The organism is Promicromonospora sp. NFX87, from assembly GCF_048564965.1.
In the GTDB taxonomy this organism is placed as follows: Bacteria; Actinomycetota; Actinomycetes; order Actinomycetales; family Cellulomonadaceae; genus Promicromonospora.
On the sequence record NZ_CP183413.1, the window covers coordinates 3457483 to 3476939 of the forward strand.

A 19457-nucleotide genomic window follows, 5' to 3' on the forward strand; every position below is an offset into this window, starting at 1 on the left:
ATGGCACACTCGTCCGGCACTCCCGACGCGCCGGCCCGCCGCAGGCGCGCCGCCGCGCTCGCCTCCGGCACGGCTCTCTCGCTCGCCGCCACCCTGCTCGTCGCGTCGCCCGCCACGGGTGCGCCGGCCGCAGACCCTGCCTTCAACTACGCCGAGGCGCTGCAGAAGTCGATGTTCTTCTACCAGGCGCAGCAGTCCGGCGACCTGCCGGACGACTACCCGGTGAGCTGGCGCGGCGACTCCGGCCTCCAGGACGGGGCCGACGTCGGCAAGGACCTCACCGGCGGCTGGTACGACGCCGGCGACCACGTGAAGTTCGGCTTCCCGATGGCGTTCAGCACGACGATGCTCGCGTGGGGTGCGATCGAGTCGCCCGAGGGGTACACGCGGGCCGGCCAGCTCGACGAGCTCAAGGACAACCTGCGCTCGGTCAACGACTACCTCGTCAAGGCCCACACCGCGCCGAACGAGCTGTACGTACAGGTGGGCGACGGCGAGGACGACCACAAGTGGTGGGGCCCGGCCGAGGTCATGACCATGGACCGCCCGTCGCACAAGATCACCGCGTCCTGCCCCGGCTCCGACGTCGCCGCCGAGACGGCCGCCGCGATGGCGTCCTCGGCGATCGTCCTCCAGGACGACCCCGGGTACGCGAACGAGCTCATCGCGCACGCCAAGCAGCTCTACTCCTTCGCGGACACCTACCGCGGCAGCTACTCGGACTGCGTCACCGCGGTCGCCCCCTACTACAAGTCGTGGTCCGGCTACCAGGACGAGCTCGTCTGGGGCGCCTACTGGCTCTACAAGGCCACCGGAGACGCGACGTACCTGGCCAAGGCCGAGAGCGAGTACGACAAGCTGGGCACCGAGAACCAGTCCAGCACCCGCAAGTACAAGTGGACGATCGCCTGGGACGACAAGTCGTTCGGTGCGTACGCGCTGCTGGCGATGGAGACCGGCAAGCAGAAGTACGTCGACGACACCAACCGCTGGCTCGACTACTGGACGGTCGGCGTGAACGGGCAGAGGGTGCCCTACTCCCCGGGCGGTCAGGCGGTGCTCGACTCGTGGGGCTCGCTGCGGTACGCGGCCAACACGTCGTTCGTCGCGCTGGTCTACTCGGACTGGCTCACCGACACGACGCTCAAGGCGCGCTATCACGACTTCGGCGTCCGCCAGATCGACTACGCGCTCGGCGACAACCCGCGCGACTCGTCGTACGTGGTGGGCTTCGGCGCCAACCCGCCGACCAAGCCGCACCACCGCACAGCGCACGGGTCCTGGCTGGACAGCCTCACCGACCCGGTCGAGACCCGGCACGTCCTCTACGGGGCGCTCGTCGGCGGACCGCCGTCGGCCAACGACGCCTACACCGACTCACGCCAGGACTACACGGCCAACGAGGTCGCGACCGACTACAACGCGGGCTTCTCCGGCGCCCTCGCGCGGCTGGCCAAGGAGTACGGCGGCACGCCCCTGGCGGGCTTCCCGCAGGCGGAGACCCCCGACCAGGACGAGGTCTTCGTCGAGGCGCAGCTCAACCAGCCGCCGAGCGGTACGTTCGTCGAGATCAAGGCCCTGATCCGCAACCGGTCGGCCTTCCCCGCCCGCTCGCTCGAGAACGCGCGGCTGCGGTACTGGTTCAACCTCGACGCGGGCGACTCCGCGGCCAACCTCACGCTGTCGTCGAACTACAGCGAGTGCGGCCCGCAGACCGCCAGGCCCGTGCAGGCGTCCGGCAGCCTCTACTACGCCGAGCTGAGCTGCGCGGGACAGGACATCCACCCCGGCGGGCAGTCGCAGCACCGCCGCGAGCTCCAGTTCCGGGTCAGCGGCGGCACGGGCTGGAGCAACGCGAACGACCCGTCGTTCGCCGGCCTCACCACCACCGCGCTGGTGAGGACGAAGGCGATCACGCTGTACGACGGCGGCAGGCTGGTCTGGGGCACCGAGCCGACCGGCGGCACGCCCACCGACACCACCGCGCCGGGCACCCCTGCCCGGCCGACGGCGACCGCCGTCACCTCCTCCGGCGCCCGGCTCACCTGGCCGGCGGTGACGGACGACGGCGACCCGCCCAGCGGCGTCGCCGGCTACGACGTCTACCGGCTGCAGGGCAGCACCGAGGTCCTCGCCGGCTCGTCCACCACGACCACGTACACGGTGACCGGCCTGACCGCCGGCACGTCGTACTCGTTCGTGGTGCGCGCCCGGGACGGCGCGGGCAACCCGTCCGGCGCGAGCCCGGCCGTGGCCTTCACGACGACGGCCGGCCCGGCCGGCGGGTGCCGGGTCAGCTACTCGGCGAGCAGCTGGAGCGACGGCTTCACCGGCTCGGTACGGATCACGAACGACACCACGGCGCCGGTCACCTGGACGCTCGGGTTCACCTTCCCGTCCGGCCAGCGGGTGTCTCAGGGATGGGGGGCCACCTGGACGCAGTCCGGCACGGCCGTCACCGCGACGGGGGTGCCATGGAACGCCACGCTCGCGCCAGGGGCCAGCACCGACCTCGGGTTCAACGGCTCGCACACCGGCGTCAACACGAACCCGGCCGAGTTCACGGTGAACGGCGTGGCCTGCGATCAAGCGGCTCCGTAGCGGGGCTGATTCACCACCGGTCGAATCTGGGGCGGCCGACGCCGGAGGGCTGATCCACGAGCCCTCGGCGTCGGCCGCGAACCGTGTGGGGAGCCGCAAGAACGGGCACGGCCGGCACACATGAAGGGTGTGAGGAGCGCCCCGGCCCCCACGTTCAGCACGGAGGACCACGATGGACACCAACGAGAACGGCGAATCCGGCAGGCAGGGCCAGGACGCGCCAGGCCAGGACGAGGCGTCCGAGCTGCCGAGCACGCCGGTGCCCCGCGACGAGCTCGCCGCGCGGCGGGCCCGGCGTCGGACCGGATGGCTCGGTACGGCCGCCGCGGTAGCCCTCGTCGCGGTCGGGAGCGGCGGGTACCTGGCGGGCGCCGCGGGGGCCAGCGGCCCCGACGGCGTGGGCGGGGGCACGGCCGAGGCGCCGATCACGCTGGAGGCCCCGGTCGGTGCCGCGGACTCGCGCGGCACCGAGCAGGCGGCCGGGCCGGCTCCCGGACCGATGGCGGCGACAGACAGGGGTATGGCGGCCGAGAGCGCCGACGAGAAGCTGTCGTACCCGTACGGCTTCTGGGGCCGCACGGTGTTCAACGCGGGTGCGGGCCTGTCGACGTCGGGCTCGGAGGCCGAGGCCTTCGGCCTCGACCCCGCCGGGGTCCTGTCGGCCGAGACGGCGCGCCGCGTGGCCGACACGCTCGGTGCCTCCGGGGAGCCGCGCCAGGAGGGCGGTTCCTGGGTGGTCGGCCCGGCCGACGGCGGCGGCCCGACGGTCCACGTCTACGCGGACGGCTCGGGCGGCTTCGACTTCTACGACCCGGCGCGCGACCCGTGGTCCTGCCCTCCCTCGGGCAAGAGCGAACCGGACACGACCGAGCCGGGTACGACGGACGAGGGCGGCGCCGACAGCTCGGAGATCCTCCCGGCCCCGGACTGCCCGACCGGCACGCCCGACGCGGCCCCGGCGACGGGCGACGCCGTCGAGGCGCTGCGGGACGTGATGGACCGCCTCGGCGTCGACCCTGCGGGCTTCGAGCTGGAGGCGGGCGAGTCGTACGAAGGCGACCCGTGGCGCTACGTCACGGCGTGGCAGGTGGTCGAGGGGCAGCGCACGGGGCTGTCGTGGAGCGCGTCGGTGTCGGCGTCCGGCATCGCGAACCTGTACGGCTTCCTCGCGGAGACGATCTCGCTCGGCCAGTACCCGGTGGTGAGCGAGGCCGAGGCCGTGGAGCGGCTGGGTGACCCGCGGTTCGGCACCTCGGGCGGCATGATCGCGCAGGCGGCTGACGCCCGCGCCGCGCAGGAGGACGACACGGCCAGCAGCGACATGATGCCCGCCCCGAACCCGACGGTGCCCCCTGCTCCGACCCCGGGCGCCCAGATCTCCTGGCCGGTGACCGACGTGACGATCGAGTCGGCCCGTCTCGGTGTGGCGCAGCAGCAGATGCCGGACGGCGCGGTGCTGCTGCTCCCGGCCTACGAGCTCCGGGACGCCGACGGCAACGTCTGGCCGGTCCTCGCGGTCGCCGAGGACATGCTCGACCTCACGCCCTGATCAGAGCGCGTCCCGCAGCGCTACGAAAGGCCGCTCCCCCGAGAGGGAGCGGCCTTTCGTGGGCAGCAACCCGGATCATTCGCCTCTGGGCGGCAAGCGCAGTCCGTCCAGCAGGAGCGTGATCACACCGTCGGCCTCGGCCCGCCAGCCCGGTCGGTGGTCATGGGCCGCACCGATGCCGTGCAGCGCCATCATGACGGCGCCCGCGTCCACGTCGTCGCGGACGGCGCCGTCGCGCACGGCGTCCGCCACCAGGTCGGCGACAGCCCGCTCCAGTGCCTGACCGCCCTCAGCGGGCGCGCTCGACCGGGTGGCCATGAGCGTGGCCAGCGTGCGGGCGAGGCCCTGGTAGGTGTCCATGTGGTCGACCATGCCGCGCAGGAACGCGGCCAGGGCGTCCACCGCGGGCAGCGTGGCTCGCAGCTCGCGGGCGCGCTCGCTGAGCGTGGCGACCTCCTCGTGGTAGACCGCCTCAGCCAGCGCTTCCCTGGTCGGGAAGTGGCGGTACAGCGTGCCGGTGCCCACGCCGGCCAGGCGGGCGAAGTCGTCGAAGCGCAGGTCGAAGAAGTCTCCGGCGTCGATGACCTCCCGGGCAGCGGCGAGCAGGGCCTCGCGGTTGCGCTGGGCGTCGGCCCGCAGTGGCTTGGCGGTGTTCATGCAGTACCTCCCACTGACATGCGGAGCGTTGACAAACGGAGACTATCTCCATATTTTTGAAGTGGAGACGATCTCCAGTTTTAGCCTAACCCATCGAGGTACAGCGTGAAGATCCTGATGTTCGGACGAGGCGTGATCGCCACCGTGAACGGCTGGGCCCTGGAACGGGCAGGACATGACGTCGAGTTCTACGTCCGTCCCGGCCGCGCGGCGGAGTACGGGGAGACGATCAACCTCGACCTGCTCGATGCGCGACGGCGGTTGCGGGGAGAACACGTCGTGGAGGAGTGGCCGGTGCGCTACCGCGAGGAGCTGGAGCCGGACCACGACTTCGACCTCATCGTGCTGAGCGTGTCGCACCATCACCTTTCGGAGGCGGCGGCCTTCCTGGCTCCGCGCATCGGCACGGCCACGGTGCTGGTCCTCGGCAACATCTGGGCCGAGCCGCTGGACGCGATCGGAGACCTTCCCCCTGACCAGGTCGCGTGGGGCTTTCCGCAGTCTGGTGGCGGCTTCGGCGAGAACCACGTGCTCCATGCGGCGATACTGCCGTCGGTCATCCTCGGCACGTTCGGCACACCCCCGACCGAACGCGAACGGACCGTGCGCGAGCTGTTTCGCGAGGCCGGGTTCCGAGTCCTGGAGCAGCCCGATCTCCGCGGCTGGCTGTGGATCCATTTCGTCATGGATGCCAGCCTGTACACGCAGAGCCTGCGGCTGGGTTCGCTGGCCGACCTGGCCGGAGCGCGGCGCGGCCTGCGCGAAGCGCTGCTGGCCGGCCGTGAGCTGCTGCCGCTCCTCGAGGCGCGCGGAGTCGACCTACGGCGCCATCGGGCCAGCGTGCTGCCCATGCGCGCACCGACCTGGCTGACGGCGTCGGCGCTCGCCTGGCTGACGAGGCATGTCGCACTGCCGCGCCTGAGCTTCGAGGCACACTCCGACCCGGAGGCCGAGGAGCCACGGGCAGTCTGCCGGGACACCCTGGCGGAAGCGCGACGGCTGGGCATCGCGGTACCGCGGCTGGAGGCGGTGGAACCGAGCTTCGCCCACGAGGGAGGAAGCTGACGCCGGCCGGACCCGGCCGGTTCACCGCCGGCGCAGGCCGTCCAGCACGATGTGCAGCGGCCGGTGCGCCCGCCGGTCCCACTCGTCCTCGTCCAGCCGCGAGAGGTAGCCGATCAGGAGGATGACGTCGCCGGCGTCGGCGTCGTCGCGGATCTGCCCGGCGGCCTTGCCCGCGTCGAGCAGCACGGTGATCGCGTCGCCGATCGGGCCGAGGCTGTGGTCCGTGAGCTCCCGCCAGACCGACGCCTCGACGGCCGCGAGCACGCCACGCTTCACGCGCGCGTACTCCGCGACACGGTCGAACCACTGGGCGAGAGCGTCCACGGGCTCGGCGGTTCCCAGGAGCCGTGGCGCGAGGGCGACCAGCTCGTCGACCTCCTGCCGGTAGACCTCGACCAGCAGGGCCTCCCGCGTCGGGAAGTGCCGGTAGAGGGTGCCCTGCCCGACGCCGGCCTCCTTGGCGATCGCGTTCAGCCGCAGCTCGGTCGTGCCCGACGCCGCGATCTCCCGGCGGGCGACCTCGATGATCCGCGCGCGGTTCTCCACCGCGTCCTTACGGGCGGCCTTGACCATGGGCGGCTCCTCGACTCTCGACAAACGGACACGTGTCCGTTACGGTTCTTGGAACCGGACACGTGTCCACTATATCGGCGAGGAGCAACACAGACATGACTGACACCACGACGGGGATCCAGGGCAAGGTCGTCGCGATCACCGGTGCGAGCAGCGGCATCGGCGAGGCCACCGCCCTCCGGCTGGCGGAGCGCGGCGCGAGCGTCGTCCTGGGCGCCCGGCGCACGGACCGCCTGGACGACACCGTCCGCCGCATCCGGAAGGACGGCGGGCGGGCGATCGCCCGGGCAGTCGACGTGACGCGCCGCGAGGACCTGGACGGACTGGTCCAGCAGGCAGTCGACGAGTTCGGCCGGCTCGACGTCCTGGTCAGCAACGCGGGCATCGCGAGGCTCGGCCCGGTGGCGGACGTCGACGTCGACGGCTGGCAGGCGATGATCGACGTGAACCTGAACGGCGTGCTGAACGGGCTGGCCGCGGCGCTGCCGGTGTTCCGCCGCCAGGGCGAGGGTCACCTCGTGACGACCGTCTCGACGTCAGGCCTGAAGATCGTGCCGACCCAGGCCGTCTACGCCGCCACGAAGAACGCGGTACGGACCCTGCTGGAGGGCCTACGCCAGGAGTCCACGGACGGGGTGCTGCGCACCACCTCGGTCTCACCGGGTTACGTGCGCACCGAGCTCATCGACTCCATGGACATGTCGCCGGAGGTCCGCGAGGAGGTTCAGCGCAACATGGCGCAGCTGGGGATCGACGCGGACGCCGTCGCCCGGACCATCGTGTTCGCCATCGAGCAGCCGCGGGACGTCGAGATCGGCGAGATCGTCGTGCGACCCACCCGGCAGGGCTGACGCGCGGCAAGACGCCGTGCACCACCGCTCCCCGCCACATGGATGTGCGAGCGAGACGAGCGGGCCGATCCAGCCCGCTCGTCTCGTTGCCGCCCGACGGGCGGGACCACGAAGGTCAGGACTTGATGAAGTCCAGCAGGTCCGCGTTGATGACGTCGGCGTGCGTGGTGGGCATGCCGTGCGGGAAGCCCGGGTAGGTCTTCAGCGTGCCGTTCTGCAGCAGCTCGGCGGACAACGGCGCCGAGTCCGCGTACGGCACGATCTGGTCGTCGTCACCGTGCATGACCAGCACCGGGACCGTGATCCGGCGCAGGTCCTCGGTGAAGTCGGTCTCCGAGAACGCCTTGATGCCGTCGTAGTGCGCCTTCGCGCCGCCCGTCATGCCCTGCCGCCACCAGTTGCGCACCAGCGGCTCACGCATCTCCACACCCGGTCGGTTGAACCCGTAGAACGGGCCCGAGGCCAGCGCCGTGTAGAACTCCGAACGGTTCGCCGCGAGCTGCGCCCGCAGGTCGTCGAACACGCTGAGCGGCAGGCCGCCGGGGTTGGCCTCGGTCTGCAGCATGAGTGGGGGCACGGCCGAGAGGATCGCGGCCTTGGCCACGCGCGCCTCGCCGTGCCGCGCGATGTAGTGGATCACCTCGCCGCCACCGGTGGAGTGTCCGATGTGCACGGCGTCACGGAGGTCGAGGTGCGCCGTGACCGCGGCCAGGTCGTCCGCGTAGTGGTCCATGTCGTGGCCGTCGCCGACCTGGGTCGACCGGCCGTGACCACGCCGGTCGTGCGCGATCACGCGGTATCCCTGCTGGACGAAGAACAGCATCTGGGTGTCCCAGTCGTCCCCCGAGAGCGGCCAGCCGTGGCTGAACACGATCGGCTGCCCGCTCCCCCAGTCCTTGTAGAAGATCTCGACGCCGTCATCCGTGACTACCGTGGGCATGCTTCCGTCTCCGTCCGCTGTGCGAGGAGCCGCTTCGAGGAGGGGGCTCCGCCGGGCCGGCACGGCCCGCCTGCCTTCCAGCATCCGCCGCCGTGGCGGGGACCGCAGGCCAGGATCGTCAGTTCACCCGGTGCCGACCGCGGCCCCACCCTGCGACTGCCCCGGACCTGTCAGCTGACCGGCGTGGGGGCCTGCTCAGACCTGGTTGGTGCCGCCGTCGACGTAGAGGTTGTTACCGACCACGTAGCTGCTCTGGTCCGAGGCGAGGAACGCCACGACCGCCGCGGCCTCCTCGGGCTGCCCCATCCGGCCCTTGGGCACGGTCGCGGCAACCTGCTCCTTGATCGCCCGGGCCGTCTCCTCGTCGCCGAAAGCGGCGGTGCCTCCGGGCGTCTCGATCCATGCCGGCGAGACGACGTTGACCCGGATGCCGCGCCCCTTGAGCTCGTTGGACCAGGTCCGCGCGAACGACCGGATCGCGGCCTTCGACGCCGAGTACGCGCCGAACGCCTCCATGCCCCGGTCGGCGGCCGTGGAGCCCGTCAGGATCACCGAGGCGCCGTCGTTGAGCAGCGGGAGCGCCTTCTGCACGGTGAACAGCGTGCCCCGCACGTTGATCCCGAAGGTCTGGTCGAAATGCTCCTCCGTGGTCTGCTCCAACGTCACGAACGAGCCGACCGCCGCGTTCGCCACGAGCACATCCAGCCCGCTCCCCCGCGCCTGGACGGCCGTGTAGAGCCGGTCCAGGTCCGCCGGCTTCGAGATGTCGCCGGCCACGCCCGTCGCCCGGTCGGACCCGATGGTCGTGACGGCGGCCTTCAGCTCGGCCTCGCGCCGTCCCGTGACGAACACGTACGCACCCTCGTCCGCCAGCCGCACCGCGGTCGCCAGGCCGATGCCGCTGCTGCCGCCGGTCACGACCGCCGTCCTGCCCTCAAGCTGTCCCATGTGGATCTGTCCTCGTATCTCTCGTCGCGGACTGCTGTTGCACCGATCCTGCGGGACCGCGGCGGTATGATCCATAACGGATAGTCCACGATTTCTTACTGATGATCCAGGGGTTGAGCGTTGCTCGGTTTCAGTGATCCGGTGGCTGACGCGATCGGCCTGCTCCGGCCCCGCACGGTGCTCGAGCCCAGCCTCCGGGCCGTCGGCGAGTGGGCACTGCGCTTCGAGGCGTTCCCGCACGTAAGAATCGGCGGCCTCGTGCGCGGCACGTGCTGGTTGATCCTCAACGGGCACGAGCCGGTGCTCCTCCGCGAGGGCGACACCTTCATGCTGGGGAACCCGCCGCCCTATGTGCTGGCCGGCACGCCCGACGCGAGCCCGCGCCCCGCGGAGCAGGTGTGGGCGGGTGCCGAGAACGGGTTCGTACGGATCGGCCCGGAGTCCGAGGACGACCTCTACCTCTGCGTCGGGCACATCGCCTTCGACGACAGCAACGCGTCCCTCCTGACCGATCTCCTGCCACCACTCGTGATCGTCCGCGCGGCCGATCCGCGTGGCAACGCGCTGGGGCAGCTGATCACGCTCCTGGCCACCGAGGTCGAGGCCACCGCCGCCGGCGGCCCGCTGGTGCAGAACCACCTCGCACAGGTCCTGCTCGTGCACATGCTGCGTGCGCACGCCGGCCAGACGGACTGGCCCTGTGGCTGGCTGGGCGCCCTGAACGACGACGGCATCGGCGCCGCCCTGCGTGCCGTGCACGCGGACATGGCCCACTCCTGGAGCCTCCAGGAGCTCGCCGAGATCAGCCACATGTCGCGCTCCGCGTTCGCCCAGGCCTTCAAGAGCCACGTCGGCGTCCCGCCCCTGGAGTACCTGATCCAGTGGCGCATGAACCTCGCCCGCGACGCCCTCGCCCGCGACACGCTGTCGATCTCCGAGCTGGCGCGGGCCACGGGCTACCAGTCCGAGAGCGCGTTCAGCACCGCGTTCCGCCGAGTGGTCGGCTCGTCACCCGCTAAGTTCCGGGCCCAGGCACGCCGCTCGGTCGCGCACGGAGGCTAGGAGCCGCAGGAACTGGTGGGCTGAAGTCGGTGTTGCGACCGTATGCGGGCTCACGGCGTGAACGGTCCCGTTCCGGTGAACGCGTACCGGGCGAACCGTTCGCCGATCAGCCGGTGGGTGGCGGTGTCGGGGTGCAGGGCGTCTGGCAGGGGGTGCTCGACGGCGTCGTCCGCGCCGTAGAGCGTGGTGCCGTCGAGGTAGTGCAGGTTCGGGTCTTCGCGGCGTTCGACCACGGCGGCCAGCGCGTCGCGGATGACCTTGAGCGTGAGCTTGCCCTGCTGCTGCTCCTCGCTGCGGCCGGTGGCGACGAACCGGACCTGGCCGGTCCCGAGCGTGTCGGGATCGATGGCGCCCGGTCCCGGGGTGTCCTCGTGGATGTCGCAGAAGATCGGCGAGGCGAGCACGAGCGGGGTGGTCGGGTGGCCGTCGCGGATCGTGTCGAGGAAGCCGTGCACCGCCGGGACGAAGGTGCGCAGCCGCATCCCGTCGAGGTTGACGACGTTGATGCCCAGCTTGACGCTGATCAGGTCGGCGGGCGCGTCGCGGATGACACGGGCGAGGAACGGGTCGACCAGTGCGCTGCCGCCGAGCCCGAGGTTGCGCAGGTCGACGCCCCCGAGGCGGGCGGCGAGGGCCGGCCAGATCCCAGTGGGTGTGCTCGCGTTCGACCCGTGGCTGATGGAGCTGCCGTGGTGGAGCCAGACGCGACGCGAGGGCTCCACGGGAGCGACGGGCGCGTCGGAGCGGAGCTCGACGACCTCGACCGACTCGTTGTGGGGCAGCCAGAGCTCGACCAGCTTGTCGCCCGCGGGCAGCCCGTCGAACGTGGTGGTGTGCGGCGGGCCGGGACGGAGCTCGGTGGCGCCCGTCCCCAGGTCGACCTCGATCAGGTCGCCGCCGTCGAGCACGCTGCTGGCGACGGGCTCGCCGTCGAGCACCAGGTCTACGGCGCCCCGCGGGCGGTCGGCACCGCGGTAGGCCACGCGCAGGGGGTGGGTCACCAGCGAGACGGTGCGGGCGCTGGTGGCCAGCACCACGCGGACGCCCGACGGCTGCCCCTCCGCCATCAGCAGCTGCGGGTCCGGGAACTGTTGCCGGACCCAGCCCGGGAGACGGTGGGGACGCAGGCCGCGCGCGGTGCGTTCGAGCTCGGCGGCGCCGTGCAGGAACTGTGCGGTCAGGGGCGTGCCGAGCATGGTGTTCCTCTATTCGACTGATTGTCGTGACTGATTGTCGTGACTGATTGTCGTGACTGATTACCTTGACGACCGCCCTACGCGCTCCCCGGCAGGGGCACCGTCAGGGAAGCCTGATCTCCAGCGCCGAAGGGGCAGCAGCGAGTGCTGCCCGGATCAGCACGCACAGCTCGGCGCGGGTCGCTCTCGTCGCGGCGCCGGACGCCGACTGCCAGGAGTCCACGGCGGCCCGGTGGCAGGCGATCGCGACGGCGCACACGAAGCGCGCCGAGAAGTCCGCTCCGGACACATCCGAGAGCCGCGCCGCGATCGCGTCGACCACCTGCCGCGTCAGACGTTCGCACACCACCATGCCCGCCGCGTCGATCGCCGGGTTGGTGCCGCTCAGGCGCGCGCTCAGCACCGCGAGGCGCTCCCACCCGGGGGGCATTCGCTCGACGGCCTCGACGAGCGAGTCACCCAGGACCTCCAGCAGCGGGCCGCTGCGTGCGAGCACGCCGTCGAGGTCGGCGATCAGGGCGTGCCAGACATCGTTCAGCGGTGTCAGCGCGAGGTCCTCCTTGCCGTCGAAGTAGCGGAAGAAGCTTCGCTTGGACACCTCGGCCTGGTCGCACAACCAGTCGACCGTGACCGCGTCGTACCCGCGCTCGGCGAAGGCCGGCAGTGCGACGTCGACGAGACGCTGCCGACTGCGCGCGATGCGCCTGCTGCGAAGGGTGCCGGCGGCGGACTGCGTCGTCATGCCGCCATCCTAGCAAACTGGCACTCAGTAGCACTTGGCATACAGTAGCGACATGCTCGCATGGACAGTGGACCATTCGTCAGCCAGCCACCTCAGCCTGCGCGAGGTGCCCGACCCCGTGCCCGGACCCCACGACGCGGTCATCCAGGTGCAGGCCTTCGCGCCGAACCACGGCGACCTCGAAGGGCTGCCGCACCTGCCCGACGGCATGATCCCCGGCTGGGACGCCGCGGGCGTCGTCGTGGCCGAGGCACCCGACGGGACCGGCCCGCGCCTCGGCCAGATCGTGGCTTCCTTGGGGCCCTACGGCGCGTGGGCGCAACGACGGCTGGTGACCGCCGAGGCCGTGGGAATCGCCCCCGACGGCGCCGACCCGAACGTCACGAGCGTCGTGCCCGTCGCCGCCACCAGCGCGCTGCGCGGGCTCCGCCGCCTCGGCCCCCTCCTCGGCCGCCGCGTGCTGGTGCTGGGCGGGACCAGTGCGGTCGGGCTGTACGCCGTGCAGCTCGCGGCCCGTGGAGGCGCCGAGGTCGTCACCACCACCAGGAACCCTGCTGCGCGGGAGCGGCTGCTTGGGCTCGGCGCGCACGAGGTGGTCGTCTCGCCGTCCGACCTGAGCCGTGACGTGTCCGGAGTGCTCGACCTGCTCGGCGGCTCCTACCTGGTGGGGGCGTTCGCGCGCCTCGCGCCCGGCGGCATCCTCGTCGCCCTGGGGCACGCGGCCGGGGAGGACGAACGCTTCGCGTACGGGGACCTGTTCGGTGACGGCAACCGGCACGACCGGACCCTGACGACGTTCTTCCTCGGGGCCGAGGCCGGACTCGGCCCTGACCTGACGTGGCTCGCGACCGAGATCCACGAGGGGCGCCTCGACCCGGTGGTCGCAGCCCTGCGGTCGTGGCGAGAGCTGCCGGACGCCTTCGCACCAGGTGCGGAGCGGGCGCCCGGCAAGGTCGTCCTCACCGTGGACTGAACCGGCCCGGCGGCGGAGCGGCGGGCGCGCTCACCGGCGGGTGCAGGACCAGGGCGATGACGACGAGCACGAGGATCACGGCGGTCAGGGTGACGGGCACACCAGGGATCAGCGGGTCGCAGATGACGAGGACCGCACCGAGCGGGACGACGGTGTTGACGAGCGGATCGGCGTGGTCCCGGATCGCGACCCACCAGGTGGCCACGAGGAAGATAGCGACCGGGACGGTCACGGTGAAGGAGGCGGCCAGGTCACTGAGCGCGCTGTGCCCGGTCAGGGCGTCGATCTGGACCTCGACACCTGCGGAGAACGCCCCGGCGGCGGCGAACACGAAGTAGTGGCCGTAGCCGTAGCGCAGCGTTCCACCGAGGGTGGTGATGGACCGGTGGTGGGGCGGCCAGAAGTAGATCCACCACAGGGCGGCGGTCACGACGAACGCGAGCGCGGCGATCGAGATCAGGGGTCCGAGGATGTCGGTGTCGTGGACGGCCTCGATGACTGCGTTGGAGGAGGCGAGGAGGCTCTCGCCGAGGAGGATGAGCGTGAACAGGCCGTAGCGCTCGGTGATGTGCTGGGGATGCCACGGCGTGGTCCCGCGTCCTTGGGCGATGACCGGGACGGCGATCTCGGCGGCGACGAGAAGGACCAGCGCGATCATGCCGAGCGCGTCGGGCAGGGTGAGCTGCAGGAGCCAGAGGACCTGGACCGCCGAGATGCCTACGGCGTAGGCCCGAGCGGTACGGCGGACGGACGCGTGCGAGCGCGCGGCGCGCAGCCACTGGGCGACCATGGCCAGGCGCATGACCACGTAGCCGAGGATCGGCAACGTGTAGTCCGCCGCGGTGAAGGCGTGCTCGATGCCCGCTGCAAGGACCAGCACGCCGGCCATCTGGACGATGGTCAGTACCCGGTAGAGCCAGTCGTCGGTGTCGAAGGACGTGGCGAACCAGGTGAAGTTCATCCAGGCCCACCAGATCCCGAAGAACACCATCGCGTAGGCGAGCAGGCCGTCGAGCACGTGCCCCTCGGTCAGGGCGTGGTGGAGCTGGACCGAGGCGATGCTCACCGCCACGACGAAGACCAGGTCGTAGAACAGCTCGAGGGCACTGGCCGACCTGCCCGGTTCGTGCGGGTCGCGGCGTGCCATCGGGACCAGGCGGAACCTGGATGTGTGGTCGTTCATGGTTCAGCGCGGGGTGTGCGGGGGTTCCCCGCCCAGGCTCGAGCGCTTGGCGCGCTCCACGAGCCAGACCATGACGACGGCCAGGACGTTCATCACCATGAGGATGACGAGGGAGGCGCCCGGCCCGGAGCCGGCGCCCCGGTCGATCACCGACGCGCCACCGCCTGCGAAGAGGGCGTTCACGACGCCGACGAGAACGTTGTTGGAGACGTGGAAGGCCATCGCGGCCTCCAGCCCGCCGCTGATCAGGCCCATGATCGCCGTGCACGCGGAGAAGACGAACAGATAGCTGACCAGCCAGGGGTCCAGGGACACGTGGACCGCTGCGAAGAGCGCTCCAGAGACGAGGACGCCGAATACGACGGCGAGCCGGGCGCTACGGAACCAGGAGCCGGCGGCGGGGATGGCCGCCCCGCGGAAGGCGATCTCCTCACCTGCCGACTGCAACGGGGTGGCGACAAGGGTGGCGACAAGGACGGCGACGGTGGTCGCCCCGACCTCGAAGGCTCCCCACCCGCTGGACCCTGGCGCGATCAGCGCCGTCGCGAGGACGCCCAGGCCGACCACGCCCGCCGACCCCAGGAGATAGACACCCAGGCGGCGCCGGTCGAAGGCGCGGGTGTGCCGGAACACCGCCTGCCACGGCACCTTCGCCATCTTCGCGACCAGCACCGTCGAGAGGAACGCGGTGATGGCGGTGCTGAGGCCCGTGGCGACGATCGTGAGCGGTGAGAGCGTGGGCCTGTTCGGGTCTGCCGGGCCTTCGATCATGACGACCGGCTGGAAGACGATGATCTGGACCAGGAGCAGCATCGCCGGTATCGCGATCAGGATGACCAGGGACTTCCAGCGCGCCATCCGGAAGTGGACGCCGAACGGGCGGTCGGGCAGCGTCCCAGGCAGTTCGACTGCTGCGTCATCGACGGGAACGGGGTCGGGTCGGATGTCCGCGCTCTGGGGTACAGGAGGCTCTGGTGTGCGCACGATGTACGGCCTTTCTCAAGAGGGATCGACGCTCGCCGCTCACGAGCCCACGTGGTTTCCCAGTTGAAACCGTGCCCCCGGGGCAGGGTCAAACCGCCGGTTGGGGTCGGCGGTGGACGTCGGGGTGGTCCCTTAACCTGGGCGGAGAAGCGCGTAGCGCTGCCTGAACCGAGGAGCCCCCATGGCCTGGAGCACCCGTGAGCTGGCCGAGCTCGCCGGCACCACGGTGAAGTCGGTGCGCTACTACCACCAGATCGGTCTGCTCGACGAGCCCGAACGCGCGCCCAACGGCTACAAGCGTTACGAGGTCGCCCATCTGACGCGCCTGCTGCAGATCAAGCGGCTGGTCGGGCTGGGCGTACCGCTCGCGCAGGTCGCCGAGATCGGTATCAAGGACCATGACGGCCTCGCGGCACTCTTCCGGACCATCGACGCGGAGCTCGAGGCGACGGTCGAGCACATCCAGAACATCAGGCGGGAGCTGGCCGTACTGTCCCAGCCCGGCGCGGCGGCGGACGTCCCAGCCGGGTTCAGCGCGGTCGCCGCACCCCTGCGCGACAACGATCGCGCGCTCCTGACCATCTACGCCCAGCTCTACTCCGACGAGTCGATGGACGCGGTGCGGCGGCTTCTCGAGTCCGACCCCACCCCGGAGCTCGACGAAGCGTTCCGCGACCTTCCCGAGGATGCCGACGACACCACACGGCAAGCCCTCGCCGAGCGGCTCGCGCCCTTCGTCAGGAGGCCCGGCGACGACCATCCGGTCAAGCTGGTCCCCAAGGCGAGCAAGCCCCACCAGGCCGCCGCGGTCCAGAGCACGATCCAGCACGCCCTCGAAGCGCTCTACAACCAGGCACAGCTCGACGTGCTGCGCCGCGCACGTCAGATCGACAAGAGACCCGAGTGAACTGGCAGGCACGCCTCGACCGACTACGACAGATCCGGTCAGCCGCGTCCGCCTCTGGGTTTGACTGTGCCCCGAGGACATAGTTTCCACTGGTTCTCGACGCAAGGACTGATGGAGGAGCAAAGTGACGAGCGCAGCCGAAGGCCCCCTACCGAGAGACACGGCCGATGCCCGTGGTGCGGACCTCACGCTGCCGGAGGCCGTCATGCTCCTCCTGTTCGATCCCCGCAGCGGCACCATCGCAGGTGAGGGATTGTCATTGATGTACACGCTCGGCGGCGCGATCCTCATCGAGCTCGCCTCGCGAGGACATGTCGAGCTCGACGACGAACAACGCCGTGTTCGCGCCGTCGGCGGCGGTCCCGAGGACACGCTGCTCCGCGGAGCATGGGAAAGGGTCCCGAAGTCCCCGACAGGGATCAGAGGACTCGTGGTCGATATCGGCACCCGGTCGAGAGAGAGCACGTTGAACCGGCTCGTCGCCCGAGGCGATATCCGCCAGGAGCCACACCGCCTCCTCGGCATCTTTCCCACACAGGTGCTCAGAGGCGGAGACACCGGTATGCGTGACCGGCTGCTCGTGCCGGTTCGTTCGGCGTTGGTGGAGGGCACCGACCCTGACACCCGGACGGCCACGCTCGGTGCGCTCCTCTCGGCGAGCAAGAATCTGGCCGCGATGCACGCCGACATCCCCTGGTCCGGTGAGGTCTACACGCGCGGCAAGAACCTCGAGCGCGGTGACTGGGGCGCGAAGGCCACCTCCGACATCATCCTGAGCAGCCTGGTCGCACAGATCGTAGGAACCGCGTTCGCGACGACTCTCGCGACGCTCACGCAGCCCGACTGATCACCTTCACCCCTGAAAGACGCAGCGTCGACAAGCGACTCTGCTGGAAGAGAGCGCACCATGAATCCGGTCGAACCACTGGTCCAGGGATTCCGGGATCTCGTTGCTGCCGTTCCGGACGTGATCCAACCACTGATCATCGCGCTGGCCGGCGCCGTGCCCTTCGTCGAGGGCGAGCTCGCGACGACGGTCGGTGTGCTCGGTGGCCTCAATCCCGTCGTGGCCGGGATCGCGGCGGCGGGCGGCAACTTCCTCTGCGTCTTCCTGATCGTCACCCTCAGCAGCCGCGCACGTACGGCAACCCTCGAGCGGCTTGCGCGGCGCGAAGCGGTGCGTGTATCGGCCAGCTCGACGGAGCCAGGCAGCGACGCGGTGGAGGAGGCGCCGACGAAGGAGAAGCCAGAATCGAAGGGCAAGGAACGTTTCCGGCGTTACCTCACCCGGTTCGGAGTTCCTGGGGCAAGTCTTCTCGGTCCGCTCGCGATGCCGACCCAGTTCACCGCCGCACTGCTGGTCGCCGGTGGCGTACCCAAGCCGTGGGTCCTGCTCTGGCAGGGCATCGCGATCATCCTGTGGACCGCGGCTTCGACGGTCAGCGCATGGCTCGCTCTGCTCGTGGTCTACAACGTCGGCTGAAGAAGCTCTCGGCGCCTCCGTAGCCGCCCGCCGGCGCCCGGGCGACGGCTCAGCCGATGCGCTTCCAGCTGCAGCCATCCGTCTCGAAACCGGTAGCGGAATCCGGCATCGTGATGGTCGCGGCCTCCGTCACGTAGTCCCAACCGATCTCGGCTTGGTGGCCGTAGAAGCCCTTGTAGAAGCTGTAATCGCACAACCGCGCGCCGGCAGCCGGACCGGAGGTGGAGTAGACACCGCGCTCGAGGTGATCGCCAAGGACATAGACACCGTGCGCGGCAGTCGCGTCGCTGGTCCTGACCATCCCGGGGTAGTACTTGATGAAGACGCCGCAGTCCTTGCTGGCCCCGACTCTGATATCGGTGTCGAGCACCTCGAACACACGCTGGCCATAGCCTTCGCTGGCGAACGGGTCGACGCTCCAGTCGGCGGTAGCAGAGCGCTCCCAGTAGCAGCTGGTGGTTGGGCCGGGCTGCGCGATGTAGGTCGTCGGAGCTACACCGCCCGGCCCCACCGGGAAGGAGGACCAGCCGCCTATCTCCCCGCGGGCGGCCCACCGCACGGCTGACGCCAGCACCGCGTCGGTCGCCGCACTACGCCGCAGCACCGTGCCGTAACCGGCCCGGTAGGAACGCGCGGACACCGTGATCTCCTTCTTGTATTCGGTCCCCGTCAGCGTGTACTTCGACGCGGTGGCCCCCGAGATCGGCCGTCCGTCCGCGTACCACTGGAACGAGAACGACGACGGCGTAGGTGACCAGGCACCACGGATCGCCGTGAGCGTGGAACCCACGCGCACGGTCCCGGAGATCACCGGCCTCGGAGACACCATGTACGCGCCCCCGACCCGCGCAGCCGGGGACGTGACGCTCTTGACGACGTACCCGGCCTTCTCCACGGTCGCACTGACCGTGATGTCGTGGCCCCTCCAGTCGGACCGCATGGTCAGCTCGCTGCGGTTCGCACCCCGGATCGACGCCCCGTCGAGCCGCCACCGGTAGGACACGGAGTCGGGCGCAGGCACCGCCGGCGGCCGAGCGACGCTCAGCGTGGCACCGGGCGTCGCGTTACCGACAATCACCGGCCGCCCCTGAGAAATGTTCCCCAAAGAGACGACGCTGGACGTGGGCTCGCTGGTCCGGATCGCCGAGATGTAACCCGCTCGCGAGCCGTCGAGCCGGACAGAGAGCCTCCTACCCAGCTGCGCCGCAGTCGGCGTGAAGGTGGACCGCGTCGCGCCACTGATCGCCTCGCCGGCCGCGAACCACTGATACGTGAACTGGGCACCCGACGTCCACGAACCCGCAAGCGCTCGCAAAGTAGAGCCCACCCGGAGGTGGGTGCTGTCGAGCGTCGGCTCCGATGTCTCCAGGGGAAGGTCCGAGCTCTCGCGCATCTCCGCGCTGCTCACAGTGGTAGGGATGCCGCCGTTGGCATTCCCCCCGGGTGCGGCGACCGCGACCGCGGGTGTCACGAGGAGCGTCAGAGCGGCGGCCGAGGCCAGGGCTCTGGGGAGACGTCGTACGCGTGGGTGCATGACTACTCCCGGGGCTGGTGCGCCCGGGATGCCCAGACGCGCTGGGCCTGCGTTTGGCAGACTGCTGCCAACGTAGCCCTCCCAGCCCGACAAGGCGCCGAAAGCCCGAGGAGATCACCCGGGGGTCGTTCTCGCGCGGCACCGGCGGTCCGCTTCCGTCCCGCAGGCCCGAAGAAGACAACAGGTCAGGCGGCATCTCCCAGTTCAGG

General features: G+C 70.7%; 18 protein-coding genes. 9 read left to right on the plus strand and 9 right to left on the minus strand.

Features of this window, described 5'->3' with window-relative positions; translation table 11 throughout:
- Window positions 1-2601: a glycoside hydrolase family 9 protein gene (locus tag ACNYC2_RS15605; protein ID WP_419702676.1), complete on the plus strand. Its 2601-nt coding sequence runs from the start codon at window positions 1-3 to the stop codon at window positions 2599-2601.
- 172 nt (window positions 2602-2773) lie between these two features.
- Window positions 2774-4150, plus strand: a complete 1377-nt coding sequence (locus ACNYC2_RS15610) for a hypothetical protein (RefSeq protein ID WP_419702677.1) — start codon at window positions 2774-2776, stop codon at window positions 4148-4150.
- A gap of 75 nt (window positions 4151-4225) precedes the next feature.
- Here the strand turns inward: ACNYC2_RS15610 and ACNYC2_RS15615 are convergent, their stop codons facing one another.
- Window positions 4226-4807, minus strand: coding sequence for a TetR/AcrR family transcriptional regulator (locus ACNYC2_RS15615; protein ID WP_419702678.1), 582 nt, complete (start codon window positions 4805-4807; stop codon window positions 4226-4228).
- 105 nt (window positions 4808-4912) lie between these two features.
- Here ACNYC2_RS15615 and ACNYC2_RS15620 point away from each other — a divergent pair, with 105 nt between their 5' ends.
- Entirely contained in the window at window positions 4913-5872 is a 960-nt protein-coding gene (locus ACNYC2_RS15620) for a ketopantoate reductase family protein (RefSeq protein ID WP_419702679.1), read from the plus strand.
- Window positions 5873-5893: 21 nt separating this feature from the next.
- Here ACNYC2_RS15620 and ACNYC2_RS15625 read toward each other — a convergent pair whose 3' ends face one another.
- Window positions 5894-6445, minus strand: coding sequence for a TetR/AcrR family transcriptional regulator (locus ACNYC2_RS15625; RefSeq protein ID WP_419702680.1), 552 nt, complete (start codon window positions 6443-6445; stop codon window positions 5894-5896).
- Window positions 6446-6540: 95 nt separating this feature from the next.
- Between ACNYC2_RS15625 and ACNYC2_RS15630 the strand changes: the two genes are divergently transcribed.
- Entirely contained in the window at window positions 6541-7296 is a 756-nt protein-coding gene (locus tag ACNYC2_RS15630; protein WP_419702681.1) for an SDR family oxidoreductase, read from the plus strand.
- A 115-nt stretch (window positions 7297-7411) separates the two neighbouring features.
- Here ACNYC2_RS15630 and ACNYC2_RS15635 read toward each other — a convergent pair whose 3' ends face one another.
- Both ACNYC2_RS15635 and ACNYC2_RS15640 read right to left on the minus strand, forming a co-directional pair.
- Window positions 7412-8236 carry an alpha/beta fold hydrolase gene (locus ACNYC2_RS15635; RefSeq protein ID WP_419702682.1) on the minus strand — a complete coding sequence of 275 codons (825 nt, stop codon included), beginning with the start codon at window positions 8234-8236 and terminating at the stop codon, window positions 7412-7414.
- 195 nt (window positions 8237-8431) lie between these two features.
- The gene (locus tag ACNYC2_RS15640; protein WP_419702683.1) at window positions 8432-9184 is read right to left on the minus strand and encodes an SDR family NAD(P)-dependent oxidoreductase; all 753 of its coding nucleotides are present in this window, start codon (window positions 9182-9184) and stop codon (window positions 8432-8434) included.
- Window positions 9185-9325: 141 nt separating this feature from the next.
- Between ACNYC2_RS15640 and ACNYC2_RS15645 the strand changes: the two genes are divergently transcribed.
- Entirely contained in the window at window positions 9326-10246 is a 921-nt protein-coding gene (locus tag ACNYC2_RS15645) for an AraC family transcriptional regulator (protein WP_419702684.1), read from the plus strand.
- Window positions 10247-10296: 50 nt separating this feature from the next.
- On the opposite strand, the gene ACNYC2_RS15650 is transcribed toward ACNYC2_RS15645, so the two are convergent.
- Window positions 10297-11442, minus strand: a complete 1146-nt coding sequence (locus tag ACNYC2_RS15650) for a GDSL-type esterase/lipase family protein (protein WP_419702685.1) — start codon at window positions 11440-11442, stop codon at window positions 10297-10299.
- Between the two features lie 103 nt (window positions 11443-11545).
- A complete protein-coding gene (locus tag ACNYC2_RS15655) occupies window positions 11546-12184 on the minus strand; it encodes a TetR/AcrR family transcriptional regulator (RefSeq protein ID WP_419702686.1) in 639 nt (212 codons plus the stop codon).
- A 52-nt stretch (window positions 12185-12236) separates the two neighbouring features.
- Here ACNYC2_RS15655 and ACNYC2_RS15660 point away from each other — a divergent pair, with 52 nt between their 5' ends.
- Window positions 12237-13157: a zinc-binding dehydrogenase gene (locus ACNYC2_RS15660; protein ID WP_419702687.1), complete on the plus strand. Its 921-nt coding sequence runs from the start codon at window positions 12237-12239 to the stop codon at window positions 13155-13157.
- Here the strand turns inward: ACNYC2_RS15660 and ACNYC2_RS15665 are convergent.
- The gene (locus tag ACNYC2_RS15665; RefSeq protein ID WP_419702688.1) at window positions 13144-14340 is read right to left on the minus strand and encodes a low temperature requirement protein A; all 1197 of its coding nucleotides are present in this window, start codon (window positions 14338-14340) and stop codon (window positions 13144-13146) included. The two genes, ACNYC2_RS15660 and ACNYC2_RS15665, sit on opposite strands and share 14 nt — an antisense overlap.
- A gap of 3 nt (window positions 14341-14343) precedes the next feature.
- A complete protein-coding gene (locus ACNYC2_RS15670; protein WP_419702689.1) occupies window positions 14344-15324 on the minus strand; it encodes a CPBP family intramembrane glutamic endopeptidase in 981 nt (326 codons plus the stop codon).
- A gap of 181 nt (window positions 15325-15505) precedes the next feature.
- Here ACNYC2_RS15670 and ACNYC2_RS15675 point away from each other — a divergent pair, with 181 nt between their 5' ends.
- From ACNYC2_RS15675 to ACNYC2_RS15685, 3 genes are all read left to right on the plus strand, one after another.
- The gene (locus ACNYC2_RS15675; RefSeq protein WP_419702690.1) at window positions 15506-16231 is read left to right on the plus strand and encodes a MerR family transcriptional regulator; all 726 of its coding nucleotides are present in this window, start codon (window positions 15506-15508) and stop codon (window positions 16229-16231) included.
- Between the two features lie 124 nt (window positions 16232-16355).
- Complete coding sequence (locus tag ACNYC2_RS15680; RefSeq protein WP_419702691.1) at window positions 16356-17078, plus strand: GOLPH3/VPS74 family protein; 723 nt, start codon at window positions 16356-16358, stop codon at window positions 17076-17078.
- Between the two features lie 60 nt (window positions 17079-17138).
- Entirely contained in the window at window positions 17139-17714 is a 576-nt protein-coding gene (locus ACNYC2_RS15685) for a small multidrug efflux protein (protein WP_419702692.1), read from the plus strand.
- 49 nt (window positions 17715-17763) lie between these two features.
- Here ACNYC2_RS15685 and ACNYC2_RS15690 read toward each other — a convergent pair whose 3' ends face one another.
- Window positions 17764-19185, minus strand: coding sequence for a hypothetical protein (locus tag ACNYC2_RS15690; protein ID WP_419702693.1), 1422 nt, complete (start codon window positions 19183-19185; stop codon window positions 17764-17766).
- Window positions 19186-19457 lie beyond the last annotated feature (272 nt).